The 25,148-nt window shown below is 59.3% G+C and carries 30 protein-coding genes; 14 read left to right on the forward strand and 16 right to left on the reverse strand.

The annotated features are described in order from the left end of the window. Nucleotides 1-30: 30 nt before the first annotated feature. On the forward strand, nt 31-912 hold the full coding sequence (locus ACQRBT_RS00915) for a LysR family transcriptional regulator (protein WP_104995897.1): 882 nt from the start codon (nt 31-33) through the stop codon (nt 910-912). On the opposite strand, the gene ACQRBT_RS00920 is transcribed toward ACQRBT_RS00915, so the two are convergent. Beyond that, nucleotides 902-1,651 (reverse strand): sulfite exporter TauE/SafE family protein, encoded by a 750-nt coding sequence (locus ACQRBT_RS00920; RefSeq protein WP_161548880.1) that lies wholly within the window; start codon nt 1,649-1,651, stop codon nt 902-904. The two genes, ACQRBT_RS00915 and ACQRBT_RS00920, sit on opposite strands and share 11 nt — an antisense overlap. Nucleotides 1,652-1,758: 107 nt before the next feature. Here ACQRBT_RS00920 and ACQRBT_RS00925 point away from each other — a divergent pair, with 107 nt between their 5' ends. The 3 genes from ACQRBT_RS00925 (at nt 1,759) to ACQRBT_RS00935 (ending at nt 3,893) form a co-directional block, all read left to right on the forward strand. After that, nucleotides 1,759-2,709, forward strand: a complete 951-nt coding sequence (locus ACQRBT_RS00925; RefSeq protein ID WP_104995896.1) for a LysR family transcriptional regulator — start codon at nt 1,759-1,761, stop codon at nt 2,707-2,709. Between the two features lie 78 nt (nt 2,710-2,787). Beyond that, nucleotides 2,788-3,240, forward strand: coding sequence for a MarR family winged helix-turn-helix transcriptional regulator (locus ACQRBT_RS00930; protein WP_060753262.1), 453 nt, complete (start codon nt 2,788-2,790; stop codon nt 3,238-3,240). A gap of 233 nt (nt 3,241-3,473) precedes the next feature. Beyond that, nucleotides 3,474-3,893, forward strand: a complete 420-nt coding sequence (locus ACQRBT_RS00935; RefSeq protein ID WP_060753261.1) for an organic hydroperoxide resistance protein — start codon at nt 3,474-3,476, stop codon at nt 3,891-3,893. 64 nt (nt 3,894-3,957) lie between these two features. Here the strand turns inward: ACQRBT_RS00935 and ACQRBT_RS00940 are convergent, their stop codons facing one another. After that, nucleotides 3,958-4,530 (reverse strand): elongation factor P, encoded by a 573-nt coding sequence (locus tag ACQRBT_RS00940; RefSeq protein WP_016975379.1) that lies wholly within the window; start codon nt 4,528-4,530, stop codon nt 3,958-3,960. Between the two features lie 49 nt (nt 4,531-4,579). After that, a complete protein-coding gene (gene earP, locus ACQRBT_RS00945) occupies nt 4,580-5,713 on the reverse strand; it encodes an elongation factor P maturation arginine rhamnosyltransferase EarP (RefSeq protein WP_412047177.1) in 1,134 nt (377 codons plus the stop codon). 132 nt (nt 5,714-5,845) lie between these two features. Between earP and ACQRBT_RS00950 the strand changes: the two genes are divergently transcribed. Both ACQRBT_RS00950 and ACQRBT_RS00955 read left to right on the forward strand, forming a co-directional pair. Further along, on the forward strand, nt 5,846-6,214 hold the full coding sequence (locus tag ACQRBT_RS00950) for a hypothetical protein (RefSeq protein WP_412047178.1): 369 nt from the start codon (nt 5,846-5,848) through the stop codon (nt 6,212-6,214). Between the two features lie 11 nt (nt 6,215-6,225). Further along, nucleotides 6,226-6,708: a GreA/GreB family elongation factor gene (locus ACQRBT_RS00955; RefSeq protein WP_412047179.1), complete on the forward strand. Its 483-nt coding sequence runs from the start codon at nt 6,226-6,228 to the stop codon at nt 6,706-6,708. Between the two features lie 5 nt (nt 6,709-6,713). Here the strand turns inward: ACQRBT_RS00955 and cysB are convergent, their stop codons facing one another. The 5 genes from cysB to ACQRBT_RS00980 form a co-directional block, all read right to left on the reverse strand. Further along, complete coding sequence (cysB, locus tag ACQRBT_RS00960; RefSeq protein WP_060753258.1) at nt 6,714-7,688, reverse strand: HTH-type transcriptional regulator CysB; 975 nt, start codon at nt 7,686-7,688, stop codon at nt 6,714-6,716. A gap of 104 nt (nt 7,689-7,792) precedes the next feature. Beyond that, nucleotides 7,793-8,293, reverse strand: coding sequence for a universal stress protein (locus tag ACQRBT_RS00965; RefSeq protein ID WP_060753257.1), 501 nt, complete (start codon nt 8,291-8,293; stop codon nt 7,793-7,795). A 66-nt stretch (nt 8,294-8,359) separates the two neighbouring features. Continuing rightward, nucleotides 8,360-9,277, reverse strand: coding sequence for a 5'-nucleotidase (locus tag ACQRBT_RS00970; RefSeq protein ID WP_060753256.1), 918 nt, complete (start codon nt 9,275-9,277; stop codon nt 8,360-8,362). A 16-nt stretch (nt 9,278-9,293) separates the two neighbouring features. Then, entirely contained in the window at nt 9,294-10,256 is a 963-nt protein-coding gene (locus ACQRBT_RS00975) for a putative 2-dehydropantoate 2-reductase (RefSeq protein WP_412047180.1), read from the reverse strand. Beyond that, complete coding sequence (locus ACQRBT_RS00980; RefSeq protein ID WP_090366031.1) at nt 10,253-10,639, reverse strand: thioredoxin; 387 nt, start codon at nt 10,637-10,639, stop codon at nt 10,253-10,255. The genes ACQRBT_RS00975 and ACQRBT_RS00980 overlap by 4 nt, the downstream gene beginning before the upstream one ends. Between ACQRBT_RS00980 and ACQRBT_RS00985 the strand changes: the two genes are divergently transcribed. Both ACQRBT_RS00985 and ACQRBT_RS00990 read left to right on the forward strand, forming a co-directional pair. Beyond that, entirely contained in the window at nt 10,638-11,072 is a 435-nt protein-coding gene (locus tag ACQRBT_RS00985) for a PilZ domain-containing protein (RefSeq protein ID WP_104995891.1), read from the forward strand. The genes ACQRBT_RS00980 and ACQRBT_RS00985 overlap by 2 nt on opposite strands. A gap of 130 nt (nt 11,073-11,202) precedes the next feature. After that, nucleotides 11,203-12,279, forward strand: coding sequence for a 3-deoxy-7-phosphoheptulonate synthase (locus ACQRBT_RS00990; protein WP_060753323.1), 1,077 nt, complete (start codon nt 11,203-11,205; stop codon nt 12,277-12,279). Between the two features lie 65 nt (nt 12,280-12,344). Here ACQRBT_RS00990 and ACQRBT_RS00995 read toward each other — a convergent pair whose 3' ends face one another. Then, nucleotides 12,345-12,626 carry a GNAT family N-acetyltransferase gene (locus ACQRBT_RS00995; protein WP_003189869.1) on the reverse strand — a complete coding sequence of 94 codons (282 nt, stop codon included), beginning with the start codon at nt 12,624-12,626 and terminating at the stop codon, nt 12,345-12,347. 611 nt (nt 12,627-13,237) lie between these two features. On the opposite strand from ACQRBT_RS00995, the gene oprI reads away from it, so the two are divergent. Then, complete coding sequence (oprI, locus tag ACQRBT_RS01000) at nt 13,238-13,489, forward strand: outer membrane lipoprotei OprI (protein ID WP_003172710.1); 252 nt, start codon at nt 13,238-13,240, stop codon at nt 13,487-13,489. 131 nt (nt 13,490-13,620) lie between these two features. Here oprI and ACQRBT_RS01005 read toward each other — a convergent pair whose 3' ends face one another. The 3 genes from ACQRBT_RS01005 to ACQRBT_RS01015 form a co-directional block, all read right to left on the reverse strand. Next, nucleotides 13,621-14,589, reverse strand: a complete 969-nt coding sequence (locus ACQRBT_RS01005; protein ID WP_060753252.1) for a L,D-transpeptidase family protein — start codon at nt 14,587-14,589, stop codon at nt 13,621-13,623. An 80-nt stretch (nt 14,590-14,669) separates the two neighbouring features. After that, nucleotides 14,670-14,963, reverse strand: a complete 294-nt coding sequence (locus tag ACQRBT_RS01010) for a hypothetical protein (RefSeq protein WP_060753251.1) — start codon at nt 14,961-14,963, stop codon at nt 14,670-14,672. Between the two features lie 58 nt (nt 14,964-15,021). Further along, nucleotides 15,022-15,627 (reverse strand): arylesterase, encoded by a 606-nt coding sequence (locus tag ACQRBT_RS01015; RefSeq protein WP_060753250.1) that lies wholly within the window; start codon nt 15,625-15,627, stop codon nt 15,022-15,024. Between the two features lie 10 nt (nt 15,628-15,637). Between ACQRBT_RS01015 and ACQRBT_RS01020 the strand changes: the two genes are divergently transcribed. Further along, on the forward strand, nt 15,638-16,321 hold the full coding sequence (locus ACQRBT_RS01020; protein ID WP_060753249.1) for an ABC transporter ATP-binding protein: 684 nt from the start codon (nt 15,638-15,640) through the stop codon (nt 16,319-16,321). Then, entirely contained in the window at nt 16,321-18,831 is a 2,511-nt protein-coding gene (locus ACQRBT_RS01025; protein WP_412047181.1) for an ABC transporter permease, read from the forward strand. Before ACQRBT_RS01020 ends, ACQRBT_RS01025 begins: the two co-directional genes overlap by 1 nt. Before the next feature lie 44 nt (nt 18,832-18,875). On the opposite strand, the gene greB is transcribed toward ACQRBT_RS01025, so the two are convergent. Together greB and ACQRBT_RS01035 are read right to left on the reverse strand one after the other, a co-directional pair. Continuing rightward, nucleotides 18,876-19,349 (reverse strand): transcription elongation factor GreB, encoded by a 474-nt coding sequence (gene greB, locus ACQRBT_RS01030; protein WP_060753247.1) that lies wholly within the window; start codon nt 19,347-19,349, stop codon nt 18,876-18,878. Nucleotides 19,350-19,469: 120 nt separating this feature from the next. Continuing rightward, on the reverse strand, nt 19,470-20,474 hold the full coding sequence (locus ACQRBT_RS01035) for a hypothetical protein (protein ID WP_244383994.1): 1,005 nt from the start codon (nt 20,472-20,474) through the stop codon (nt 19,470-19,472). Nucleotides 20,475-20,700: 226 nt separating this feature from the next. Here ACQRBT_RS01035 and ACQRBT_RS01040 point away from each other — a divergent pair, with 226 nt between their 5' ends. From ACQRBT_RS01040 to ACQRBT_RS01050, 3 genes are read left to right on the forward strand one after another with little or no spacing between them, the layout of a single operon-like run. After that, nucleotides 20,701-21,627, forward strand: coding sequence for an ABC transporter ATP-binding protein (locus ACQRBT_RS01040; protein WP_412047182.1), 927 nt, complete (start codon nt 20,701-20,703; stop codon nt 21,625-21,627). Further along, nucleotides 21,624-22,349 (forward strand): ABC transporter permease, encoded by a 726-nt coding sequence (locus ACQRBT_RS01045; protein ID WP_161548827.1) that lies wholly within the window; start codon nt 21,624-21,626, stop codon nt 22,347-22,349. The genes ACQRBT_RS01040 and ACQRBT_RS01045 overlap by 4 nt, the downstream gene beginning before the upstream one ends. A 15-nt stretch (nt 22,350-22,364) precedes the next feature. Beyond that, nucleotides 22,365-24,110 (forward strand): Gldg family protein, encoded by a 1,746-nt coding sequence (locus tag ACQRBT_RS01050; RefSeq protein WP_412047183.1) that lies wholly within the window; start codon nt 22,365-22,367, stop codon nt 24,108-24,110. A 4-nt stretch (nt 24,111-24,114) separates the two neighbouring features. Here ACQRBT_RS01050 and ACQRBT_RS01055 read toward each other — a convergent pair whose 3' ends face one another. Both ACQRBT_RS01055 and ACQRBT_RS01060 read right to left on the reverse strand, forming a co-directional pair. After that, nucleotides 24,115-24,423, reverse strand: a complete 309-nt coding sequence (locus ACQRBT_RS01055) for a hypothetical protein (protein ID WP_060753242.1) — start codon at nt 24,421-24,423, stop codon at nt 24,115-24,117. Between the two features lie 260 nt (nt 24,424-24,683). Continuing rightward, nucleotides 24,684-25,118 (reverse strand): DoxX family protein, encoded by a 435-nt coding sequence (locus tag ACQRBT_RS01060; protein ID WP_412047184.1) that lies wholly within the window; start codon nt 25,116-25,118, stop codon nt 24,684-24,686. Nucleotides 25,119-25,148 lie beyond the last annotated feature (30 nt).

Below are 25,148 nucleotides of genomic sequence, written 5' to 3' on the forward strand. Positions count from 1 at the left end.
GCACTATGATCAATCCAACGAATGTTTCTTATGCAATACATCTCGGAGATTGATCAATTGTCCAGTTTCCCAAGTATCGACACCGAGGTGCTGCGCACCTTCGTCGCCATCGCCGACCAAGGCGGTTTCACGCGGGCTGGAGAGCTGGTCAACCGAACGCAGTCGGCGGTGAGCATGCAGATGAAGCGCCTGGAGGACGACGTCCTACAGCGCAAGCTGTTCGAACGCGACGGTCGCCAGGTGCGACTGACTCCCGAAGGCCAGGTGCTGCTGGGCTATGCCCGGCGCATCCTGAAATTGCACAGCGAAGTGTTCAACACCCTGCGTGAACCGCATATGGTGGGGCTGGTGCGCATCGGCACACCGGACGATTACGTGATGCGCTTCCTGCCGGGCATTCTCAAGCAGTTCTCCAAGGCGTATCCGCTGATTCAAATCGAGATGCACTGCGAATCGTCAACGGTGCTGATGCAGCGACGTGACCTCGCATTGACTGTGGTCAGCCGCGAACCTGGCAACGAAATCGGCGAGTTATTGCGTACGGAGCGCATGGTATGGGCGGCTTCACCCTGCTTCTGCGTAGACGAGCACGAAGCCCTGCCGCTGGCGATGTCTGGCGCGGATTGCCTCTACACGCAATGGGCGCGCTCCGCGCTGGATGCGGCCGGACGGGATTATCGCCTGGCCTACCACAGCTCCAACGTGGCGGCGATCCAGGCGGTGGTCAATGCTGGCCTGGCGGTCATGGTCAGTATGGAAAGCCTGGTGACCGACGACCTGCGCATACTGGGCAAGGACGAGGGTCTCCCGCCATTGCCCTCGATGAATCTGCACCTGCTGCGCAACCCGCAGATGACCTCGCCCATCACCGAATGCCTGGCAGCGTACATCCTCGAAGGCTTCAAACCTTAAAGGTCAGCATCACAGCGCACACCACGAGGAACGCGCAGAACAGGCCACGCAGCACACGTTCCGGCAGTGCATGGGCGACCTTCACGCCCCAACTGATACTGAGCAGGCCGCCGATTGCCAAGGGGATGCCGATCATCCAATCCACTTGGTGGTGCCAGGCATAGGTCACCAGGGTCACGCCGGTGCTGGGCAGCGCCAAGGCCAGCGACAAACCTTGCGCGACCACCTGAGTGGTGCCGAACAGGCTGGTCAGCACCGGCGTGGCAACCACCGCGCCACCGACCCCAAACAACCCGCCCATGGAGCCTGAGACCGCACCGAGCACCCCCAGCCACGGCCAGGAATAACGCATCTGTGCAGTGGGCGGCGCATTGCGGGTGAACATGCGCAACAGGTTGTACGCCGAGAGCGTCAGCAAGAACGCGATAAACCCCACGCGCATGGCGCCGGCATCCAGGCCTACCGCCCAGATCGAACCGAGCCAGGCGAAGCTGAAGCCCATGACGCCCAAGGGCAATGCATGGCGTAATTCGATGCGATTGCGCTGATGGTAACGCCACAGAGCCAGCATCACATTGGGCACTACCATCACCAACGCCGTACCTTGGGCGATCTGCTGATCCAGGCCGAACAACACGCCCAGCACCGGAATCGCAATCAGCCCGCCACCAATGCCGAACAGGCCGCCCAACGTGCCGAGGGCCGCACCCAGTAGCCCATACATCACAAAATCCAACACCGCCATCACTCCACACTTCCGGTCTGTGCATGCTACGCAGTCGGCCCTGGCGCGGAAACGCACAGCAACGCACAATGGCTTTGCCAATTTCGCATAAGCGCTCAGTGATGAATCCCAATACGCTCACCGACCAACTGAGCCTGTTTCTGGATGTATTGGAGACGGGCAGTTTTTCCGCCGCAGCACGCCGGCATCCCCTGACGCCCTCGGCGGTCGCCCGACGTATCGACAGCCTGGAAAGCTCTGTGGGCAGCCGCCTGTTCCTGCGCAGCACCCACGCGGTGGTGCCCACGCCGGCAGGCTTGGCCTTTGCCGAGCGGGCGCGCCGGATCGTCGGTGAGTTGCAATTGGCCCGGGCTGAAGCGGCGTCCTTGAGCCATGCGCCGGAAGGCCTGATTCGTGTGGATGCGCCGGCGGCCTTCGGGCGGCGGCACCTGGCCCCGGTGATTGCGGATTTTTTGAATGTCTATCCCGGGCTGGATGTGCACCTGCACCTGATCGACAGTTTTGTCGATATGCAGGGTGCGCACTTGGGCAAGGTCGACCTGGTACTGCGCGCCGGGCATATCGTCGACACCCGCCTGATCGCCACTCCTCTGGCCAGCATCGTACGTATCGCCTGCGCCAGCCCGGCCTATCTGAAAGCGCGGGGTACGCCCACCCACCCCCGGGAGCTGAGCGAGCACGACGGCCTCGACTGGGACGGCCTGGCGCCGATGTTCGCCTGGCGCTTCGAGCTGGACGGGCGCCGCGCCACCTATCGCCCGCAGCGCATCCGCATGAGTGCCAATAATGCCGAAGCCCTGCTGTCCGGCGCGTTGGCCGGGCTGGGGATTGCCCACCTGCCCACTTGGCTGGCCAGTGAATACCTGGTCCGTGGCGAGTTGCTGCCCCTGTTCTGCGAAAACGGCCTGCCCAGCCCGGAAACCGCCGGGATCTATGCGCTGCGCCTGGAGCAACAGGCCAATGCGCGCAGCCGGTTGTTGCTCGAGTACCTCAAATCCCGCTTCAGCCCGGTGCCGCCTTGGGATCTGGCACTGCAAAACGGTCTGGTTTGACCGCCGGGATAGAATTACCTGGCGCATTAAACATTTGCCCGCTAGATTCCAGGCAATACCCGCTTTCGAGACACCGCCATGAGCAAAAACCCTGACCCTTGCCAATCCCTGATGCTGGACAATCAGCTTTGCTTCGCCCTGCACTCCACCTCGTTGCTGATGACCAAGGTCTATAAGCCACTGCTGCAAGCCCTCGGCCTGACCTATCCGCAATACCTGGCCATGATGGTGCTGTGGGAAGAGGACGGTTTGACCGTCGGCGAAATCAGCAACCGCCTGCTGACCGACCCGGGCTCGCTCACCCCGCTGCTCAAGCGCTTGGAAGCCGAGGGCCTGCTCAGTCGCACCCGCAACCGCGAGGATGAGCGGGTGGTGGTCGTGGAACTGACGGACAGCGGCCGCGCCCTGCAGGATAAAGCCATGGGGATTCCCCAGTGCATCCTCGGCGCCAGTGGTTTGGAGCTGGAGCAGTTGCGCAAGCTGCAGGCTGACCTGGTTGCCTTGCGCAGCAACCTGCAAAGCTCAATCTAATCGCGGTGAAGCTCTAAAATGTGGGAGGGGGTTTGCTCCCGATTGCGGCGTGTCAGCTATTGATAAGCTGGCTGATCCACCGCAATCGGGAGCAAGCCCCCTCCCACACTGGTTGGTGGTAGGGCATAAAAATTTATAAATTTATCTTGCGCACTAAACATTAGCGCTATACATTCGTCTCACCAACTACTTAGCGCGCAAACAGTTAGCGCTAACAACAAAGAGGAAACGCCATGCAAACGCTCTATACCGCAGTAGCTACCGCCACCGGCGGCCGTGATGGTCGTGCCGTCTCCAGCGACAACATCCTTGATGTCAAACTCTCCACTCCCAAAGAATTGGGCGGTGCTGGCGGCCAAGCCACCAACCCTGAGCAACTGTTCGCCGCCGGTTACTCGGCCTGCTTTATCGGCGCGCTGAAATTCGTCGCCAGCCAGACCAAGCGCAAGGTTCCGGATAACGCGTCGATCACCGCCCACGTCGGCATCGGTCAAATCCCCGGTGGTTTCGGCTTGGACATCGACCTGCACATCAGCCTGCCGGGCCTGGCCCAGGACGATGCGCAAAGCCTGGTCGACGCCGCGCACCAAGTGTGCCCGTATTCCAACGCCACTCGCGGCAACGTCGACGTACGCCTGCACGTAACCGTCTGATTTATAGACGCCCACAAAAAACCCGACTCAAAGTCGGGTTTTTTTCGTATCGAGGTAGCCAGAATTACTTCTTGGCGCGACCTTTGTACGAACCACCTTCACGGGTGTCGATCTCGATCATGTCGTCGATTTCGATGAAATCAGCTACTTGCAGTTCGGTGCCGTTAGCCAGCTTGGCAGGCTTCATTACCTTGCCCGAAGTGTCGCCGCGAGCGGAACCTTCGGTGTAGGCAACCTTACGCACGATAGTGGTCGGCAGCTCTACGGAAACCAGGCGCTCTTCGAAGAAGATCGCTTCGCAAACGTCGGTCATGCCTTCTTCGATGAACGGCAGAACGGCTTCGATATCTTCAGCGTTCAGCTCGTACATGGTGTAGTCGGTGGTGTCCATGAACGTGTAGGTGTCGCCGCTGATGAAGGACAGGGTCGCTTCTTTGCGGTCGAGGATCACGTCGTCCAGCTTGTCGTCGGCACTGTAGACAGTTTCAGTCTTGTAACCGGTCAGCAGGTTCTTCAGCTTGGTCTTCATGATCGCGCTGTTACGACCCGACTTGGTGAACTCAGCTTTCTGAACCAACCAAGGGTCGTTGTCGATACGGATCACGGTACCGGGTTTCAGTTCTTTACCAGTTTTCATTGCAGATATCCGAAATTTGGATGGGATTTACAAAATTCAAGGTGGCGTATCATATCCAACTTTCATAAAACTGTACCAGCGCCGTCGCAAGATCGGCCTGCAAGCCCTGTTCCAGACACCATGTTTGCGCGTGCTGGTTCACCTCCGGCCAGTGCTCCAGCAACATTTTCCACGACTGTGCCATATCGCCATCAGCGTTCCAGGCTTGCCAAAGTGTTACTACGGCAGCACTGGCTGCCGGTGACAAGGCGGCGGTGTACAACTGCAGGAAGGCGTCGAGTTTATCCAGGTGGATATCTTCATCCTGGCGATAAATGTGCCAAAGCATTGGCCGCCCCGCCCACTGCGCCCGCACGAACGAGTCTTCGCCGCGCACCGCGTTGAAGTCGCAGCACCACAGCAAGCGGTCATATTGTTCCTGGCGCACGAACGGCAACACCTGCACGGTCAGGGCCGCGCGCTGATGAATATCACCTGCTGCCAGGCCCTCCAGCCCCAGCCAACGTTGCACATCGCCGAGGATGCGGCCCTCCGGCACCAATAGATGAGTGGCACGCCCGTCCGTCGCCAACACGTCCAGCCAACTGGCCAACCCGGCATTTTCATAGGCAAACAGCGAGATCAATCGCGCATCAGTTGCCGGAAACACTCCCAGGGTCTGCAGGAATTGTCGTTGCGCCGGCACATCTTGTTGAAAAGCCTGGCACTGCTCCAGCAACCCTGCCTCGCGCAAAAGACCGCCTGTTCCCGAGCGAAAACCGGGGAAGAAGAAATACTTCTGCACGCCCTTGAACTTCACCGACGGCAGGCGATGGCAACCCACCACCCACTCTTCGGCACTGAGGTAATCCAGGTTCATCCACAGCGGAACGCGTTCGCGCTCGGCCATGGCTTCCATGTAGGCCGGCGGCAATTGGCAGGCAAAAGCGGCGATCACGACATCGGCAGATGGAGCGCCGGGCCAGTCGGCCGGCCAGTCGCGCACCTCGACGCCGTCCTGCCATTGCTGCGGCGACCGCACATCAATCTCAGGGCACATGCGCTCGAAGGCCCGCAGGTCATCAACCCACAAACATACTTCGCACCCATGCTCCACCACCAGTTGCCGGGCCAGGCGCCAGGTCACGCCGATGTCGCCGTAGTTGTCGACAACACTGCAAAAAATATCCCAGCGGGCTTTCATTCCGGGCTCCAACGATCAAAGGCTCGATTGTCCGCATAAATGCGCCAATGCAGAAGGCTTGATCGCGATTATTCTGCACAGTGGCTGTGCGACAATCGTCGCCACGCCATCAATGCCCGCCAGGAGGCCATCATGTCTGATCGTTCGCTGCCACTGTTCAAGCTCAGTGTCGCCATCGCGTTTGGTGTATGGCTGGGGTTTGTCGCCATCGTGCTGACGAGCTGGTTGACATCGAGCTATCTGTTCCCGCAGAGCCTGGCGCCGGTCGCCCAGGCCGTTCAACAATTAGGCAAACCTGCCGTCGTCACACCCGAGCCGCCGAACCGTATGTTCGAGCAATACACCGACAACCTGCGCAAACAGGAACAGCAGCAATCCCTGGACCAGGCCCGCAACAATGTGCGCAACCTGAACAACCCCAAATGCCAGTTCTGGTTGCAGCAAGATCAGAACGCTCCCAATGAAAAGAGCCGGGCCAATGTCCTGCAATTTTGCGAATGACCCCACTGCCCATGAATAAACACGCCGTCCACTCGTTGATCCTGGAAAAACTCAGCGTCGACCTCGACATTGCCCAGCGCGCCGCGCAGACCGCCTACGAAACTGCGACCCACGAAGAAAACATCGCAGAAAACAAATACGACACCCTCGGGCTGGAGGCCTCCTACCTGGCAACCGGCCAGGCCAGGCGCGTCGAGGAAATCAAGCAAGCGCTGTCGCTGTGCCAGAACCTGCCACTGCGGGCCTATGACGATCAGCGTGGCATTGAAATCGGCGCCTTATTAGGCCTGGAAGACGAGAATGGCCGCCAGCAATGGCTGTTCCTGGCACCGGATGGGGCAGGCTTGAAGGTGGATGTAGTCGGACAGCCGGTGACCGTCATCACCCCGCGATCGCCCTTGGGCAAAAGCCTGCTGGGCAAGTTCGAAGGGGACGAGGTGGAGATTCTGGTGGCGGGCGCTCGGCAACACTTTATGGTTACCGAGGCCAAATGACGGTATCAGTGAACCGGTAATTCCACGCCCTCGAACAGCTCTTCCAGTTCCTGCTTGTTGTGGCACTGGATCGCCTTGGCCATGACCTCGCGAGTCAGGTGCGGCGCGAACTTCTCGATGAAGTCGCACATGAAGCCACGCAGGAACGTGCCACGACGGAAGCCGATCTTGGTCACGCTGGACTCGAACAACTCGCTGGCGTCGAGAACCACCAGGTCCTTGTCGAGGCTGGTATCGACCGCCATCTTGGCGACGATGCCCACGCCCAGGCCCAGGCGTACATAGGTCTTGATCACATCGGCGTCGGCCGCGGTGAACACCACTTTGGGCGTAAGGCCACGGTGGCTGAAGGCTTCGTCGAGCTTGGAACGGCCGGTAAAACCAAACACGTAGGTCACGATCGGGTATTCGGCGAGGGCTTCCAGGGTCAGCTTCGGCAGCTTGGCCAGCGGGTGGCCCTGAGGCACGACCACGCAGCGGTTCCAGCGGTAGCAAGGCATCATCACCAGGTCACCGAACAGCTCCAGGGCTTCGGTGGCGATAGCGAAATCAACGGTGCCATCAGCCGCCATTTCGGCGATCTGCATCGGCGACCCCTGATGCATGTGCAGGGCGACATCGGGGTATTGCTTGATGAAATCGCGGATCACCGGCGGCAGTGCGTACCGCGCCTGGGTGTGGGTAGTCGCGATCGACAGGGTGCCTTTCTTCTCGTTGGAGAACTCCTGGGCGATCTGCTTGATGCTTTCGACCTTGCGCAGGATCTCGCCGGCGGTGGTGATGATGCGTTCACCAGCCGGAGTCACGCGGGTCAGATGTTTGCCGCTGCGCGCGAACACTTCGACGCCCAGCTCGTCTTCGAGCAGGCGGATCTGCTTGCTGATACCGGGTTGCGAGGTGTAGAGGCTTTGAGCAGTAGCGGAAACGTTGAGGTCGTGGTGCGCCACTTCCCAGATGTAGCGCAGTTGTTGAAGCTTCATATGTATCCCTCAAAGCAGATAGACGCCACGGGTATCAGCGACGGTATATAACTATATTAAAGGACGGATCGATAAATCTAGAACTTTTTATCATTCTTTACCGATCAAATATCATCGTTGCGGCGACGCTGCAACGATGGCACCAGGTAAACCGGCACTGTCGACAACTGCAGCACCCTTGCGGCGGTTCGCCCAAGGGGTGTGGCCGCTGCGGTTGCATCGCTGTGACTCCCTACGATCAACAGATCAACGGAAAGTTTACGCAACTGGTCGAGAATCACTTCGCAAGGATCCCCCTGAATCACTCGAACCGATTGAATCAATTTCAGGTCTTGCTCCCCTTCCCCCAACTCCTCACGAAAACTGTCCAGAACCCGTTGCTCGATCGTCGCCATGACCGTGTTCACTCCCTGACGCTGCCACTCACTCAACGCCCGCTCATCAAGGTAGCTCTGCAACACCGATTCGGCGAACAGCCCCATGGGTTCGACCACGTGAACCACATGCAGATCGGCATTGAACGTTCGGGCCAGTGCCAGCGCATGTTGCATCACATAAGGCGCATAGAGACCGAGGTCCGTGGCGTACAGCATCGAACGAATCATAGAACCTCCTGGGCAGCCAGGATGGCGGAGATTGAATGAGCTTAGCAGCGCCCGGGGCAGTTCGGCTCAGCTCTCGGTCTGGATTTTCAACTCATTGCTGATGCCATGGGGCACGTGCCCGGTGGCGACGACCTCCCTGGCCCTCTCACAGTGACCGGCCTGGTCATCGAAAAACACATCGGCGGCGAAAGCCTCCAGAAATGCGGACTTATCCAGGCCGCCTAGGAACAGTGACTCGTCGAGGCGAATGTCCCACTCGCGCAACGTGCGGATCACCCGCTCATGGGAAGGCGCCGAGCGTGCCGTGACCAGCGCGGTGCGGATCGGGCACGCCTCGTCGACAAACTCGCGCTGCAATAAATTGAGAGCCGCCAGGAAACCTTTGAACGGACCTCCGTGCAAAGGCTGGCGCGCCGACTCCCGCTCGTTGGCCTGAAACGCTGCCAAGCCGCCGGCCTGGTACACACGCTCGGACTCGTCGGAGAACAGCACGGCATCACCGTCGAATGCGATGCGCAATTCCTCGCTCGACGCCCGACGCGCGCCGCCCGACAGAATGGTCGCCGCCGCAAACCCGGCGTCGAGGGCACTGCGCACATCGTCGGCATGGGTGGAAAGAAACAGATGGCAACCAAAGGCAGCCAAGTAGGGATACGGACTACGTCCACCTACGAAAGCGGCGCGGGAAATATCCAAGCCGTAATGCTGGATAGAATTGAATACGCGCAGGCCGGTGTCAGCACTGTTGCGCGACACCAGCACCACCTCGACCCGCGCACGGCCCAGGCTGGCGTTGAGGCTCAGCAGCTTTTTGACCAGCGGGAAGGCATCGCCGGGCTCAAGGGTTTCTTCCTCGTGCTCGATTTGATACTTGCGGTAAGCCTCCACGCCTTCGGCGAGGTAGACCTTGTGGCTGTCACTCAGGTCGAACAGCGCCCGTGAAGAAATCGCCAGCACCAGTTTGTCGCCCAATCCTTTTGCCATAGTGTTTCCCCCCGAATCAGCGATTGTGCCGATCTATAAAACTCAAGGCTTGATACAACGCCTGGATTCGTGGCAACTCGCAACCGACGGCCTTTGCCGCCGCCAGCGGCCGGGCGTAGATCGCCGCCAGTTCCAGCGGGCGCTTGTGCACATGGTCGTGGTACATGCTGGGCAGATAGTCATCCATGGTTTCGGTCATCGCAAACATCTGGTCGGCGTAACTCGCCGCAATGTCATGCCCGCAAGCACGGGCACCCTGTACCACTTCGGCCATCAACGCCTGGATCAATTCGCGGCTGGATTGATCCGCCATCAACGCCGTGGTGCCGGTGCCCAACAACACGGAAAGGCCGTTATAGGGAACGTTCCATACCAGCTTATGCCAGCGCGCCTGGTGCACGTCGGCCATGGCCTGGGACTCGATGCCGGCCTTATGAAACAGCGCGGCGCCCTCTTCGACGATGGCCTTCCGGCCGGCTTCATCGTCGGCGGCACCGCCACTGTGATAACCCAGGTTGACCCGGCCCAATGCCTGATGCTCGACGACACCAGGGCCGGAGCGATGTACGCCGATGTAGCACAGGCCGCCAAGCAGGTGCAGCGACGGCGGCAGGTGCTCGCGCAGACTGTCTTCGACATCGAGACCATTTTGCAGCAGCACAATCCTGGCATCCGGCGCCGCAACCTGGGCGAGCGTGGGGGCCAAGTCCACATTGCCAGTGGACTTGGTCCCCACCAGCAACCAATCGCACGCAGGCATATCGGCAGCGCGGGCGTAGGCCTGTACCGCAGACAGATGCAATTTGCCATGCACCTTGCTGTTGAGGTGCAAGCCATGCTCGCTGACGGCGGCGTATTCACTGCGCAACAAGAAGTGCACATCGAAGCCGGCGCGCGCCAGCATCAGGCCGTAAAAGCCACCGATGGCGCCGGTACCAATGATGCCAATGCGGGGGGAAGGCTGTGCAACTGCGGTCATGGCAAATCCTCTGGAGTACGGGTAAGGGCTTGTTTTACTGCATCGCCAACGGCATCACGCGTAAGACGCGTCTGTATCTGCCCCAGGAACTGACCCTCGCACACCACGAATAACGCGGGCAAATGAAAGATCTGGTAGCGCTCGACGGCGCCGCCGTTGTGCCCGGCATCCACCCAGCACACGCGATCCACCGGCAAGTGCCAGCCGGGCAACTGCTGACGTGCGAAGCGGCAGCTGGAACAACCGACGCTGGTGAACACCACCAATGAAATACCTGGCAACCCCAGCAATTGCTGGTCAATATCCAGGTCGGTCAATTCCAGTTCCTTCACTATACTGCTGCCACTGCCGTCAACGGGACGGCGCTCGGAGTCCGTGTACATGGGTCGTTTTTTACCTCACCCTGATGATGTCGCTGTCGAGTTGATCCAACGTCCCTCTCCCACCATGCCCCGCCAACGCCTGCACACTATCGGCCTGGGCGGTGTCGCGTGCAATTATCCGCGTGCCTGGCGCCAGGGCACGGCGGTGGATCTGCGGATCCCGTCGCTGGGCGCGAGTGCCCGCTATCCGGGCTACGTGGCGTGGTGCCGCAAAGTCGAAAAGGGCTACCGTATCGGTATCTCGTTTACTGATGAGCACGCCTTGTTCGGTGCGCGGATGGGCGAACAAGTGTGCCAGATCGAGCGCTACTGCCGCTTGCACGAAGACGCCGAGCCGACACCTGCGCAGCACGAAGCCATGGCCCACGAGTGGGTTGCGCGCCATGCCGTCGAATTCTCCCATGAGGCTTTTGTGCAGCCTGTGCTGGATTAAAGCGGAGTTTGCCCATTGTCGCGGGCCGGTGATACGCGCTAAGGTTCCTTCCCCCTGCATTCAAATCATGCTGTGCTCCGCCGCACGGGGATGGCTGGCGGCCGGCACCGTGACCCTGACGAGTAACACGATGGCTGATTTACCGATCAACGACCTTAACGTCGAATCCAACGAGACCCTGATCACGCCCGATCAGCTCAAACGCGAAATCCCGCTGAGCGACGCTGCGTTGCAGACCGTCACCAAGGGCCGCGAAGTCATCCGTGACATTCTCGACGGTACCGACCACCGCCTGTTCGTGGTGATCGGCCCTTGCTCGATCCACGACCTCAAGGCTGCCCACGAGTACGCCGAGCGCCTCAAGGTGCTGGCGGCCGAAGTGTCCGACACCCTGTATCTGGTGATGCGGGTCTATTTCGAGAAGCCGCGCACTACAGTCGGCTGGAAAGGCTTGATCAACGACCCTTACCTGGATGACTCGTTCAAGATCCAGGACGGCTTGCACATCGGTCGCCAGTTGCTGCTGGACCTGGCTGAGATGGGCCTGCCCACCGCCACCGAAGCCCTCGACCCGATCTCGCCGCAATACTTGCAGGACCTGATCAGCTGGTCGGCCATCGGCGCGCGTACCACCGAGTCCCAGACCCACCGCGAAATGGCGTCCGGCCTGTCCTCGGCCGTGGGCTTCAAGAACGGCACCGACGGCGGCCTGACGGTCGCGATCAACGCGCTGCAGTCGGTCTCCAGCCCCCACCGTTTCCTGGGCATCAACCAGGAAGGTGGCGTGTCCATCGTGACCACCAAGGGCAACGCCTACGGTCACGTGGTATTGCGCGGCGGCAACGGCAAGCCCAACTATGATTCGGTCAGCGTCGCGCTGTGCGAACAGGCGCTGAACAAGGCCAAGATCAAGCCGAACATCATGGTCGACTGCAGCCACGCCAACTCCAACAAGGACCCGGCCCTGCAACCGCTGGTGATGGAAAACGTCGCCAACCAGATCCTTGAAGGCAATCAGTCGATCATCGGCCTGATGGTCGAAAGTCACCTGAACTGGGGTTGCCAGGCGATTCCAAAAGACCTCGCCGACCTGCAGTACGGCGTGTCGATCACCGATGCCTGCATCGACTGGTCCGCTACCGAGACCACCTTGCGCAGCATGCACGCCAAGCTCAAGGACGTATTGCCTAAACGCAAACGCACCTGACACTGCATGACGCACACAAAAACGCCGGGCTGAGCCCGGCGTTTTTCATGGTGCGGTTTTAGGGTTCACAGCTTCGCGGCATGGCGCTGGTGGCGCTCCATGTAGCGCTCTACGTAAGAGCACGAAGGGATCACCGTGTAGCCGGCCTCTTCGGCGAACTTCAGCGCCTCTTCGGTCAACGCGGCAGCGATGCCACGGCCGCGCAATGCGTTGGGCACGAAGGTGCGATAGATATCCAGGGTCTGCTTTCCGAGGTCCATGTAGGTCAGATAGGCACGATGACCGTCCACATTGGTCTCGAACTGATGACCAGCCTGGTCATGGTGGATGGACAACGCCTCGCTCATCACTACTCCTCGCGGGTCTGCAATTGCGACCCCTACCTTACCGATGTTTTTCCGGCGAAGGAACATCTACGCCACCCCGTGCCGGTTTCGACAACGAGAAACCCATAGCGCTCACAACCAGCACGTAGGGAGATAGTAGGCACCATTGCGGCAATTGCTCAAGCGCACACGTCATCCCTTGCTGCTGGTGGATATAGAAAGGGCCTCGATCAACCAATGATCGAAAGCCTGAACATTGCCGGCAGTTGAAGCTTGAGACGAACAGGCGCTCTTAAAGTCACCTCTACATGCGCAAAAGATGTGAGGCGGGTTAAAGGCAACCTGTACAAAAGTGTCACCCTGTATATATATATTCACACCTGTTCACTTGGCTTAACACATGCGGGCTGTAGCTTTCAGCCTGGATCCAATCTCCATCGCGATGGAGAGAATTGGATAGTTTTTATGCAGATGTCAAAAAGATTAGCCAAAATAGATGCAGCTCAAGATTTTTTTTTGCTTCTTGCGCTACGTCAGTTTACTTACTACAAGTAATGGGTAGTATGTACGCCGGCTATCAGCTCACTCTGAGAAAGTAGCCATTTAATAGAAAGTCCTTGAAGGGGAACACGATGAACAACGTTCTGAAATTCTCTGCTCTGGCTCTGGCCGCAGTTCTGGCTACCGGTTGCAGCAGCGTCTCCAAAGAAACCGAAGCTCGTCTGACTGCTACTGAAGACGCAGCAGCTCGCTCCCAGGCTCGTGCAGACGAAGCCTACCGTAAAGCTGATGAAGCTCTGGCTGCTGCTCAAAAAGCACAACAGACTGCTGACGAAGCTAACGAGCGCGCTCTGCGCATGCTTGAAAAAGCAAGCCGCAAGTAATAATCCTTCGGGGTTGTTATCAAGCCGATCCATTCTTGGGTCGGCTTTTTTATTGCCTGGGATTCAGCCCAAAACCTGCGGCAATAAAAAACCCGCCACGACCCAAGGCCATGGCGGGCTTGTCCAGAGGCTTACTGCTGCAAATCAACCGGCGCGCTGGAAGCGACCGGGGCGGCCCCAGGTACGCCGATTTCAGTCGGCAGGCCATCTTCGGCGGCGACCACATCGCGCACCTGATCCCAGTTGACCCGCAGGTTGTTGGCCAAGTCTTCGCGCTTGAGCAAGGCATTGATGACCGCAGTGTGCTTGTCGACCACTGATGGCGTGCCATCGTCGTTCAGCGGCGTGTGCGCTTCAAGGTAGACCTTGCCGCCGCTGCTGCCGAACTTGTAGGCATCGTTGATGATGCGTACCGAGGTGCCCACCGGCACCATGCTGGCCATTTCCAACACGTTGTTGTTGAACATGCGGAAGCAACCGTGGCTTGTACGCGTGCCGATACCAAATTTCATGTTGGAGCCGTGGATCAGATAACCCGGCGTGCCCAGGGTGAACTTGAACGGCCCCAGCGGGTTGTCCGGACCGGCGGGCACCACATTGGGCAGCGGGTCACCATTGGCGGCGTGTTCAGCCTTGATCGAGGCAGGCGGTGTCCACGTCGGGTTCGGCGTCTTGGCGATGATGCTGGTATGGGCGATCGGCGAGCCCCAGCCTTCACGGCCAATCCCAAGGGGGAAGGTGTAGACCACGTTCTGCCCTTTGGGGAAGTAGTAGAGCCGGTATTCCGCCAGGTTGATCACGATGCCTTCGCGAGGGCCAGGCGGCAGGATGAACCGCGTCGGCAGCACAATCTCGGTGCCCGCGCCAGGCAACCAGGCATCCACGCCCGGGTTGGCCGCGACCATTTCCGAATAGCCCAGGTCGTAGGTAGTGCCAAGGTCAGCAAAGGTATCTTCGTATTTGGCCTTGATCACCTGGACCTGACCAACAATGTCCTCACCTGGTGGTGGCAAGGGCAACTGCAAGGCTGCCGACGGGCCGGCCGCACAGAGAGCAGCGAGAGACAGGCAGCAGGTGACGACGGAAAGGCGCGACAACATCCGGGAAATCCTTCGCAGAACGACGGGTAGGAAAAAACTGATTGTATACGTGAAGCGAGCGTCAAGCATCCATCGCCCCGCTACAGCTCGAAGCGCAGCTCCGGCCAGATCGGCGGCGTGCCGCGCTTTTGCGATTCGAGAATGGCGCGACACAAGGGGCAAAGCCGCTGATCCTGAAAAAGCGAGCGGTCCACCGATGACCAACGGGGTTGCGCGGGCAACAAAGTGCCGCACAGCGTACGGTCGATCGAGCCGCCCAACTCCAGCTGGCGCGCCACCAAATGCACCCTGACTTCCTGGCAGGCGAACAGGTCCAGCTGCTCGTCCGGCTCGATCAGTTGGTAGTTAAACAGGGACCAGGCAGGACGCGACATCAAGGGCTCCAAATCAGGGGGGCGCCACATTAGCCGAAAGCCTGCCGCTAGAAAAGCGTCATAACAGCGGTTTTAGCGTCGGCCAGACATTTTCCAGCAATTTGCCCTGGGCACCGACTGCCGGGTGCACTTGATCCGCCTGCATCAACTCCGGATGCCCGCCCACGCCGTCAAGAAAAAACGGCACCAACGGCACGTTTTTCTCTTTGGCCAATACGCCGTACACCTCAGCGAATGCAGTGGTGTAACGCGGGCCGTAATTGGGCGGTAGTTGCATCCCCAACAGCAGCACCTTGGCACCACCGGCTTTGGATTGGTCGATCATCGATGCAAGATTTTGTTTCAATTGCGCTGGAGGCTGGCCACGCAAGCCGTCATTGCCGCCCAGCTCGATAACCACGACATCCGGCTTATGCTCTGCAAGCGCCGCCGGCAGCCGCGCCAGGCCTCCGGCGCTGGTGTCGCCGCTGATGGATGCATTGACTACTTTATCGTCGAAACCTTCCTGCTTGAGCCGTTGCTCCAGCAGCGCGACCCACCCTTTGCGGGTATCCAGGCCGAAACCGGCACTGATACTATCGCCAACGATCAGGACTGTACCCGCCGCTGCGTTCTGGGCCATGCACATCAAGGCCAGGCCAGCACTCAAAAACCACATTCGCATCGGATTCTCCATGGGCGCAAGCATTCTCACCGCGCGAAACCTTAGCAAAGTGGTTCCCAGCGCGGAAGGTGAACTGACTATCCTGCACCAACTGAGCCTGGAACTGAACAAAGGCGATAGCCTGGCTATCGTCGGCAGTTCCGGCTCCGGCAAATCCACTCTCCTGGGCCTGCTGGCCGGCCTCGACCTGCCCAGCAGTGGCGAAGTCACTCTTGCCGGGCAAGCCCTGAGCACCCTGGATGAAGACCAGCGCGCGCGCATCCGTGCCGAGCATGTGGGTTTTGTATTCCAGTCTTTCCAACTGCTCGACAGCCTCAATGCACTGGAAAACGTCATGCTGCCGCTGGAGCTGGACGGCCGCCAGGACGCCCGCGAGCGCGCCCGGCACCTGCTGGAGCGCGTTGGCCTGGGCCAGCGCCTGACCCACTCACCGCGCCAGCTTTCCGGCGGCGAACAGCAACGGGTGGCGATCGCCCGTGCCTTCGCGGCAGAACCTGACGTGCTGTTTGCCGACGAGCCCACCGGCAACCTCGACAGTCACACCGGCGAGCGCATCAGTGATTTGCTGTTCGAACTCAACAAGGAGAGCGGCACGACCCTGGTGCTGGTCACCCACGATGAACGCCTGGCTCATCGTTGCCGGCGGTTGATCCGCCTTGAAGCCGGCCTGATGGTCGCGCCCCTGGAGCCTTGATGGCACGTTTGCCGCTATTGCGTCTGTTCAGCCTTGCCATGCGTCAATTGCTGCGCGATGCCCGCGCCGGCGAATTGCGTGTGCTGTTCTTCGCCCTGCTGGTGGCTGTTGCTGCCAGCACTGCCATCGGCTACTTCGGCGCACGCCTCAACGGCGCCATGCTGTTGCGCGCCACTGAATTTCTCGGTGCCGACCTGGTGCTCGAAGGCAGTTCGCCGGCTCGCCCCGAGCAGATCCAAACCGGGACCGAACTGGGCCTGGATCACGCACGCATCGTAGAGTTCTCCAGTGTTATCGCCACGGATAACGGCATCCAACTCTCCAGCATCAAGGCGGTCAACGAGCAATACCCGCTGCGCGGCGAGCTTAAAAGTGCCGCGCAGCCGTTCGGGGTCGAAACAGCGGGAGGCGGCCCCAAGCCCGGAGAGGCCTGGGTAGAGACACGGCTGCTGACAGCGCTGGACCTGAAGGTTGGCGACAGCATCGATGTCGGCATGAAGACCCTGCACCTGACACGCATACTGACCTATGAGCCCGATCGGGCCGGCAATTTCTACAGCCTCACACCCCGGGTGATGATCAACCTGGCCGACCTGGAGGCGACCGGCGTAGTCCAGCCCGGCAGCCGCGTCAGCTACCGCGAGCTGTGGCGGGCGCCCCAAGGCAGCACGGCGCTGCAAACCTATCGTGACCTGGTCAAACCCGGCCTCGCCGCCAACCAGCGCCTGCAGGACTCACGCGACGGCAATCAGCAAATCGGCGGTGCGCTGGGCAAGGCCGAGCGCTACCTGAACATGGCCAGCCTGGTGGCAGTGCTGCTGGCCGGGGTAGCGGTGGCGTTGTCGGCCAATCGTTTTGCCAGCCGCCGCTTCGATGCCAGCGCGCTGCTGCGTTGCCTGGGGTTGTCACGGCGCGAAGCGATGTTACTGTTCAGCCTGCAACTGAGCGTATTGGGACTGCTGGCAAGCCTGACCGGCGCACTGCTCGGCTGGCTGGCGCAGTTTGGGCTGTTCTATTTCCTGCACGACCTGCTGCCGGCGGACGTGCCGCCCGGCGGGTTGTTACCTGCGGTCGCGGGGATTGGCACCGGGCTGGTTGCCCTTGCCGGCTTCGCCCTGCCGCCGCTGGCTGCCCTGGGCCGTGTTCCACCGCTGCGAGTATTGCGGCGTGACCTGTTGCCTATTCCCCCCAGCACCTGGATGGTCTACGGCGCCGCGTTGTTCGCCCTCGGGTTGATCATGTGGCGACTGAGCCTCGACCTGGTACTGACTTTCGCGCTGCTGGGCGGTGGCGTGGTGGCGGCGCTGATCCTCGGCGGCCTGCTTCTATTGCTGCTGCAAAGCCTGCGGCGATTGTTGGCCCGTGCATCCCTGCCCTGGCGCCTGGGCCTGGGACAATTGCTGCGTCATCCGTTGGCGGCGGCAGGCCAGTCCCTGGCCTTTGGCTTGATCCTGTTATCCATGGGGTTGATCGCCCTGCTGCGCGGCGAATTGCTCGATACCTGGCAGAACCAGTTGCCCAAGGATGCCCCCAACTATTTCGCACTGAACATCCTGCCGGCCGACAAAGACGCTTTTGGCGCGCGCCTGCTGCAGGTGCAAGCCCAATCCGCACCGCTGTATCCGGTCGTACCAGGCCGGTTGATCAGCATCAATGGCGTTGCGGTGCAGGAAGTGGTCAGCAAGGACTCCAGCGGCGACCGTGCCGTGCAGCGCGACCTGAGCCTGACCTGGGCCGCCGACTTGCCACCGGGCAACGTCCTGAGCGCCGGCTCCTGGTGGTCGCCGCAGCCGAGCGATAGCGTTCCTGGGGTGTCGGTAGAAGCCAAGGTTGCCGAAAGCCTGAAGCTCAAGCTCGACGATCATCTGGTGTTCACAGTCGGTGGCGAGAATCGCGAAGCCCGCGTGACCAGCCTGCGTACGATCAATTGGGATAATTTCCAACCCAACTTCTTCATGATTTTCCAGCCGGGCACATTGAAGGATCTGCCCGCGACCTACCTGACCAGCTTCTATCTCGCGCCGGGCCACGACCAACAGATCGTCGATCTGTCCAGGGCCTTCCCGGCCGTTACCATCCTGCAGGTCGAGGCACTTCTGGAACAGTTGCGCAGCATCCTCGCCCAAGTCACCCTGGCGGTGGAGTATGTGCTGCTGTTTGTGTTGGCGGCAGGAATGGCCGTGCTGTTCTCCGGTTTGCAGGCCACCCTGGATGAGCGAATTCGCCAAGGCGCGCTGTTGCGTGCCTTGGGCGCCGAACGCAAGTTGCTGGTCAAAGCGCGACGCATTGAGTTCGGCTTGCTGGGTGCAGTCAGTGGCCTGCTGGCCGCACTCGGCACAGAGCTGGTGACCTGGGTGCTGTATCGCTACGCGTTTGACCTGGCCTGGCACCCTCACCCGTGGCTGCTGCTATTGCCGGTGATAGGTGCCCTACTGATTGGTGGCGCCGGGGTCTTCGGCACGCGCCGTGCGTTGAATGCCAGCCCGCTGACAGTACTGCGCGAAGGCTGAAACGCCGACGGCCTGCACCCTGCCCGGGCGCAGGCCGTCATTGCCTACTTCTCATACTCGATGTGCGTGATCCACCAGCACACTTCCCCGTTTGGGGTCTGCACAATCGCCTCATCGTCCACTTCCTTGCGCAGCAGCGCACGTGCCATGGGCGAGTCAATGGAGATGTAATCCATGCGGTCGTAGATCTCGTCATAACCCACGATGCGAAAGCGCTTGGTGTCACCCTGTTCGTTTTCGATCTCCACCCAGGCACCGAAGAATACTTTCCCCTCTTGCTCGGGCCGGTACTCCACCACGCGCATGTCTTCCAGGCGTTTGCGCAGATAACGCACCCGCCGGTCGATTTCACGCAGCAGCTTCTTGTTGTACTGGTAGTCCGCGTTTTCGCTGCGGTCTCCCAGGGAAGCGGCCCATGTCACTTTGCGCGTGGTATCAGGGCGCTTCTCACGCCACAGGTAATCCAGCTCTTTTTTCAGCGCATCATGACCTTCTTTGGTAATCAGCTTGGTACTCAAACCCTTGCATCCCCAGGTAATGTCCAATGGTGCCGATACGCCACGGCCTCATGCCCTGGCGCCGGCCGGCTGGAGCTGATGATAAATGAACCCTGCAAAGTAGCCAGACCGGCAGGCAGATCAATTCATCTCAGGCGCCTCCAGGACCCGGTCCAGCTCAAGCAGCGTGCTGTGCAGGTGCTGCCGCATGGCTGACAGCTGCGACATCATCAGCGTCAATTTTTCGGTTTTTTGGCCGGCCCCGAGCAGCTCGTCCTGCAGTTGCCTGTGACGCTGCTCGACCTCGCGGCTTTTCTCATCCAGCTGGCTTTGCTGCTGGTGCAGGCGAACTTGCCACTGTTCAAGCATCTCCTCTCGCTCGATGGCCGCATGCTTTTTTTGCGCCAGCTCCTGGGCGACCCGGGCAAGATTAGCCAGTGTGCTGTCCACCTCAAGCAAGGTGGCGTGCTCCTGGTGAGCCGGCAGTTTCGCGGGCGCAACCTCGCTCGATTCAGGCTCAACCGGCAGTGTACTCAGCCCCGCGGGCACGGATGCGTTGGGTAACGCGCTCACCGAATGCGAAGGCTCCTCGACAGTGTATTGATCCGCCGACTGAGTAGCGGCCTTCGGATGGCTCACGTCCTTCGGCGGTGCCACCATTTGGGACGAAAAGCGAATGCTCGGCACGATGACCGTCGTGCTTTCTATCGCGGGCAATGCGGGCGCTGACATGCCCAGGGTGATCACCTTCATCACCAACGCCTTCTTGATAATCACCGAGTGATGATCTTCGGGCCTGGCAGGCGGCAACCTGCAACCTTTCAAATCCACAAAATGAAAAGGCGTCTGGGGCTCGCCAGGGCCACTTGTCTTTGCGCCAGAGGCGCTCATGAGGATCTGCTTGAAGACCTGCATCGCCACTTGCAGGTCTTCCTTGGAGTCCACGGCCCCGAGGAAATAGCGCTCGAGTTTTTTACGCAATGCCGCGATATAAACCCGTGAGTGACCGGGTTCAGCCTCTTCATCCAGGCTATATACAAGAAAGTTCGAGTCGATCTGCGCGACAGCAAACCCACAGAGCAGTGCACCGTTGACGGGCGCCTCTTCACCACTGCGTTCAAGAACAAGGGTACGTAGAAGCATCATGACAGTCAGACCTCATCACAAAAAAGAAAACTTTATATAAACATCAGATAAACATCCGACCATTAACAAGCCCTCAAAACAAAACAATTGTTTCAGTGAGTAATCAAACTGAGCGTAGGACTTGTCTTATTAATCAGATCACGCGTTCCCAAGCACAACTAATGAACGTACCCTTTTTAATGCCCTCAACGGCCATCCGCCCCTGCCAAACTTATTCGGTAAACCCATGATCGAGATAAGCAACCTGACGAAACAACTTGGCAGAAAAAACATCATTACCGACTTTTCATTCTGCACCCAGCGCCGAGAATGCATAGGTCTGTTTGGCGAGCGGGGTTCCGGCAAGACAACGTTATTGAACTTGATCTCGGGTGCGATCAAACCAACTTCCGGGAAAATCAATATTCAGGGAATGAGCACCCAGACCCATCCCATTCAAACAAGGAACGCAGTGGGCTATCAACTTCATGACGGCCTCAGTCACGATGTGATGTCCGTCAAAAGCCTGCTGAACTTTGTTGCCGCCGTCAGGGGGTTGCGTGGTGCCGAAAAACGCAAAAGAGTTGATCAAGTCGTTATGCGCCTGGAGCTGTCATCCGTATTCAACTGCCCGATGGATACGCTCTCCCTTGGCATACAGCGCAAAGTTGCAATTGCCCAAGCCATCGTGCATTCGCCCAAGTTGCTTTTACTGGACGAGCCCTTGGAAGGACTTGGCCCTGATCAGTGGCTCAAGCTCAGGACACTTATCCAGTCCTTGAGCGAAGAAATGACCCTCATCATCGCCTCCCGTCATTGCGACGCGCTGTCTGATCTTTGCACCCGGGCGCTGGTTATCGCGGGGGGGCGCCTGAAGGCCGATACCTCTCTGGTGGACCTGCAACGCAGCTCCAGACATTACCAAGCTGTAACCCTGGCCGCCAATACACCACTGGATTTACTGGCGCTCGCCGTCTTACCCGGCGTCGCAGGCATTGAAGAAGACCGGCATACACCGGGCACGGTGACGGTTCTGGCTATGCCTGGCCACGCCATTTTCCCTTCCATCAACGCGCTCATCACCCACCGCGGCTGGAACATCACGTCCATGCACCTGGAGCCAGGACGCTTGAACGACGTTGTTCACCATCTCAGCCAAGAGGTCTCCCCTTGAAACTGCTAACCGTCATTTTCAAACGCCAACTCGCCAGTTATGCCTCTTCACCCAGTACTTATCTGAGCGTAGCGGTGTTCCTGGCGCTCTGTGCCACGCTGGGGCTGCACACCCAGCAGTGGCTGGAGCGAAACAGCGGCGACTTGCAAGCCTTCTTCGAGTTTCACCCCTGGCTCTATCTTCTGCTGATTCCCACTTTATCGACGCAGTTATGGTCAGATGAACATAACGCAAGCTTTTCGAACATGATGAAAACCTTACCTGTCACCTCGACGGAGCGCGTTATCGGAAAGTTCATGGCGGCTTGGGTCGTGTGCAGCATTGCCCTGCTTTTAAACTTTCCAATAGTGATCGCCACTCACTATCTTGGCACCGCCGACAACGGCGTTATCGCCTCACAATTCATCGCCAGCTGGTTACTGGCGGGCAGTTACCTGGCGGTCGGTTGCTTTGTCTGTGTACTGACTCACCAACGCATTGTGATTTTCCTGTTGACACTGGGTCTGCTACTAACCATCAGCGGCCTGTCCTCCATACTCGATGCGCTGGAACATCAGGCCCCAATATGGGTGGTCGATAGCTTGATATCGCTCAATCCTATTTTACGTTTCAACACGATGGACAGCGGAAAACTGACCCTTCACGACGTGTGTTATTTCATCAGTATCATCCTTGTTTTTCTTTCAGCGACGACTGTCACACTCAACTATAAAAACCGCTGAGAAGGAAAGTTCCTGATGCGATCCGCTTTTCGTACAGGCATGACACTCATCGTCATGTCGCTACTTTTTCTCGCATTCAATCTGGTCTGGATAAAAAAACTACCTGACATTCGCTGGGATTTTTCACAAGAGAAAAATCATACTTTATCGCAGGCCACGCGAAACTTTCTTACAACTCTCGAAGGCCCGCTGGATTTGTATTACTTCAACTCAATCAATGATCCCAAGAAACCACACGCATTAAAACGCTACGGTCAACGGGTGGAAGATTTACTCAGGGAGTTTGAAAAAGCAGCCAGGGGCATGATCAACCTGCATGTTATCGACCCGGCTCCATTTTCCGAGGAAGCCTACAAGGCCAGTTTATTCGGACTGGATAATACGCAAGGTTTCATGGGCCTCATCGGCACACGCACCGGCCAAAGTGCACAGCGCATCGAAGCTTTCAGCCCAGACCAGGCGCCCTTGCTTGAGTATGAAATCAGCCGACTGATCCATGCCTTGATGCAGCCTGAACGTCCGACTGTCGGCGTGCTGTCGGGGCTCGCGTCCAATGTTGCTACGGGAGAACTGTTGGCGCAGATGCGCGGGCATTTCAACCTGGTTGAACTGAGCGCCAACATCGCCCAGGTACCGGCATCGATCGGGACGTTGATGGTCATCCACCCGCGCACCCTGCCCGAGCAAGCCTTGTATGCGATTGAACAGCACGTATTAAAGGGCGCCAGGCTTATGATCTTCATCGACCCGGTGAGCGAGATGGCCACGGGCTCCGTCTCGACAGACTCCAAGCTGGAGGAACTGCTTGCGGCCTGGAGTGTGCAGATGCCGACGGACAAGCTGTTGGTCGATAACCTCTACGCCTCATCGGCCACCCAGGGCCCCGGAAAGCCGATGGTTTTGCACCCGGCCAGGCTGAACCTGCCACGACAGGCCATGACCGCCAACGATATAAGCAGCTGGAAACTGAGCTCAATGATCGTGTCGAGCAGCGGCGCACTTTCCCGCACCCGCAAAAGCCGTATGACCTTCACGCCCCTGCTGCAAAGCTCCCGGCAATCGGTACTGCTCGACGCAAGGCAATTTGCTTTCGCGACGACGTTCGATTCACTCGCCGATAACGCCGCTGCGCCCAGGCAGGCCCACGTCATTGCGGCTCGCCTTGAGGGCCCCGCCTACTCGGTGTTTCCCGAGGGACTGAATGGAAAGCCGCCCGGCGTGCAGAAAGCCTCACAGATCCAGGTCGTGGTGGTCGCCGACACGGATATGCTCGCAGACGCGGTCATCCGCTCGGCCCCCAACAGCAACGTGCAATTTGTATTGAACACCTTGGATAACCTGGCGGCATCACCGGCGCTTGCGGCCATTCGACCACGCGCCACGCACAGCCGGCCCCTGCATACGCTCGAACACATGCGTGAGACCGCGGCGCAGGCTTATCGGGAAAGCGCGGGAGAGCTGGAACGACGACTTGAGCACACGGAACAAGAGTGGCAACGCTTGAACCCACAGGCTGCGAGTGTGGGTACCCAGGCAGTGGCAGCCAATACCCAGTTGCAAGCGCTCAACAAGGAGCGCCTGCGACTGCCCATGGAACTCAACGCGCTGAGGGTCAAGGCTTACGCGCCCGTGCATCGCTTCGAAGACAGCCTGAAGCTGCTGCTGATCGCGACGGTGCCGCTGCTGTTATGCCTGATCGCCTGGATGCTGGCTTTTTGGTTGCGTCGGCGTCGGGCGCGCTCTTCAGCGGCCGGTCACTGAGCTCTCAGCGGCGGGTGATCAGGCCCTGTCGGGCAATACGCGTGAGGTGGCGGATCACGTCATCGGCATTGCCGGCACTGGGCGCCTGTATCACCGCGAGGTCGAAACTGTTGCTGGCAAAACGCGCCAGGGAATCACCGTCTTCAACGAACTGGATCAGAAACGCCGAAGGCCGCCCAGTACGACGAGGCCAGCCATCCAGATAACGCAGCAGCGTCGGCTGGTGCTTGCCGCCAAGCAGGATCTTTGGATTGCGTTGAGTCAGGCCCGCAGTGATCGGGGCGAGTCGAATAAGGGGGCGTAGTGCATTCATCGTGTCGTGTCTCTGCCTCAAAAGTCTGCGGGCAGGTGAGAGGCAACACCGAACCAGCGCTTTAGCGGTATTTCGAAGTGTGCTCTGCAGGGCAGAACCGTCTTCTGTCGGGCTGCATCGAGTCCCGGTGGCGCCCCGCAATTAGCTGTTTAAATCGGCGCATGAGCAGCATCCTAGAGAAGCCGATAGGCCAGTGTCAAGAATCCCGGGCAACGAAAAAGCCCGCACGTGGCGGGCTTTTGGGGGACGTTAACCGAGGGTCAGCGGCTGATGGCGCCATCGGCCGACAGTTTGCCGGCGCCTTCCAGCAGCACGGCCAGCGTACCGCCCAGCAAGGCCAATGCGAACTCATAACCGTTGTTGGCCATGAACAGACCGTTGTGGATATGCACCGAGAAAATCGCCACCAGTGTAAGAATGGTCAAACCCAATGCCGCAGGGCGTGCCAACAAGCCGATGATCAGCGCCAGGCCGGCAAAGAACTCGGTACCGCCCGACAACACGGCCATCAGGGTGCCGGGTGCCAGGCCGATGCTTTCCATCCACTGTGCCGTGCCGGCCAGGCCATAACCGCCAAACCAGCCGAAGAGTTTCTGTGAGCCGTGGGCGGCGAAGATAATGCCGACAAAGATGCGCAGGATGGTCAGGCCATAACCGGCGCGGGTGGACAGAATGCCTTTGATCAGTGGGCTCATCGGGGTAATCCTTTTCTAAGTAGGAGGTGG

This window comes from Pseudomonas sp. R19M, from assembly GCF_050312585.1.
Classification (GTDB): Bacteria; Pseudomonadota; Gammaproteobacteria; order Pseudomonadales; family Pseudomonadaceae; genus Aquipseudomonas; species Aquipseudomonas palleroniana.

Excerpts from the sequence above, each read along its gene's own strand:
- ACQRBT_RS00915 (WP_104995897.1), top strand. The coding sequence starts at position 31 with ATGCAATACATCTCGGAGATTGATCAATTGTCCAGTTTCCCAAGTATC.
- ACQRBT_RS00925 (WP_104995896.1), top strand. The coding sequence starts at position 1,759 with ATGAATCCCAATACGCTCACCGACCAACTGAGCCTGTTTCTGGATGTA.
- ACQRBT_RS00930 (WP_060753262.1), top strand. The coding sequence starts at position 2,788 with ATGAGCAAAAACCCTGACCCTTGCCAATCCCTGATGCTGGACAATCAG.
- ACQRBT_RS00935 (WP_060753261.1), top strand. The coding sequence starts at position 3,474 with ATGCAAACGCTCTATACCGCAGTAGCTACCGCCACCGGCGGCCGTGAT.
- ACQRBT_RS00940 (WP_016975379.1), bottom strand. The coding sequence starts at position 4,530 with ATGAAAACTGGTAAAGAACTGAAACCCGGTACCGTGATCCGTATCGAC.
- earP (WP_412047177.1), bottom strand. The coding sequence starts at position 5,713 with ATGAAAGCCCGCTGGGATATTTTTTGCAGTGTTGTCGACAACTACGGC.
- ACQRBT_RS00950 (WP_412047178.1), top strand. The coding sequence starts at position 5,846 with ATGTCTGATCGTTCGCTGCCACTGTTCAAGCTCAGTGTCGCCATCGCG.
- ACQRBT_RS00955 (WP_412047179.1), top strand. The coding sequence starts at position 6,226 with ATGAATAAACACGCCGTCCACTCGTTGATCCTGGAAAAACTCAGCGTC.
- cysB (WP_060753258.1), bottom strand. The coding sequence starts at position 7,688 with ATGAAGCTTCAACAACTGCGCTACATCTGGGAAGTGGCGCACCACGAC.
- ACQRBT_RS00965 (WP_060753257.1), bottom strand. The coding sequence starts at position 8,293 with ATGATTCGTTCGATGCTGTACGCCACGGACCTCGGTCTCTATGCGCCT.
- ACQRBT_RS00970 (WP_060753256.1), bottom strand. The coding sequence starts at position 9,277 with ATGGCAAAAGGATTGGGCGACAAACTGGTGCTGGCGATTTCTTCACGG.
- ACQRBT_RS00975 (WP_412047180.1), bottom strand. The coding sequence starts at position 10,256 with ATGACCGCAGTTGCACAGCCTTCCCCCCGCATTGGCATCATTGGTACC.
- ACQRBT_RS00985 (WP_104995891.1), top strand. The coding sequence starts at position 10,638 with ATGGGTCGTTTTTTACCTCACCCTGATGATGTCGCTGTCGAGTTGATC.
- ACQRBT_RS00980 (WP_090366031.1), bottom strand. The coding sequence starts at position 10,639 with ATGTACACGGACTCCGAGCGCCGTCCCGTTGACGGCAGTGGCAGCAGT.
- ACQRBT_RS00990 (WP_060753323.1), top strand. The coding sequence starts at position 11,203 with ATGGCTGATTTACCGATCAACGACCTTAACGTCGAATCCAACGAGACC.
- ACQRBT_RS00995 (WP_003189869.1), bottom strand. The coding sequence starts at position 12,626 with ATGAGCGAGGCGTTGTCCATCCACCATGACCAGGCTGGTCATCAGTTC.
- oprI (WP_003172710.1), top strand. The coding sequence starts at position 13,238 with ATGAACAACGTTCTGAAATTCTCTGCTCTGGCTCTGGCCGCAGTTCTG.
- ACQRBT_RS01005 (WP_060753252.1), bottom strand. The coding sequence starts at position 14,589 with ATGTTGTCGCGCCTTTCCGTCGTCACCTGCTGCCTGTCTCTCGCTGCT.
- ACQRBT_RS01010 (WP_060753251.1), bottom strand. The coding sequence starts at position 14,963 with ATGTCGCGTCCTGCCTGGTCCCTGTTTAACTACCAACTGATCGAGCCG.
- ACQRBT_RS01015 (WP_060753250.1), bottom strand. The coding sequence starts at position 15,627 with ATGCGAATGTGGTTTTTGAGTGCTGGCCTGGCCTTGATGTGCATGGCC.
- ACQRBT_RS01020 (WP_060753249.1), top strand. The coding sequence starts at position 15,638 with ATGGGCGCAAGCATTCTCACCGCGCGAAACCTTAGCAAAGTGGTTCCC.
- ACQRBT_RS01025 (WP_412047181.1), top strand. The coding sequence starts at position 16,321 with ATGGCACGTTTGCCGCTATTGCGTCTGTTCAGCCTTGCCATGCGTCAA.
- ACQRBT_RS01035 (WP_244383994.1), bottom strand. The coding sequence starts at position 20,474 with ATGATGCTTCTACGTACCCTTGTTCTTGAACGCAGTGGTGAAGAGGCG.
- ACQRBT_RS01040 (WP_412047182.1), top strand. The coding sequence starts at position 20,701 with ATGATCGAGATAAGCAACCTGACGAAACAACTTGGCAGAAAAAACATC.
- ACQRBT_RS01050 (WP_412047183.1), top strand. The coding sequence starts at position 22,365 with ATGCGATCCGCTTTTCGTACAGGCATGACACTCATCGTCATGTCGCTA.
- ACQRBT_RS01055 (WP_060753242.1), bottom strand. The coding sequence starts at position 24,423 with ATGAATGCACTACGCCCCCTTATTCGACTCGCCCCGATCACTGCGGGC.
- ACQRBT_RS01060 (WP_412047184.1), bottom strand. The coding sequence starts at position 25,118 with ATGAGCCCACTGATCAAAGGCATTCTGTCCACCCGCGCCGGTTATGGC.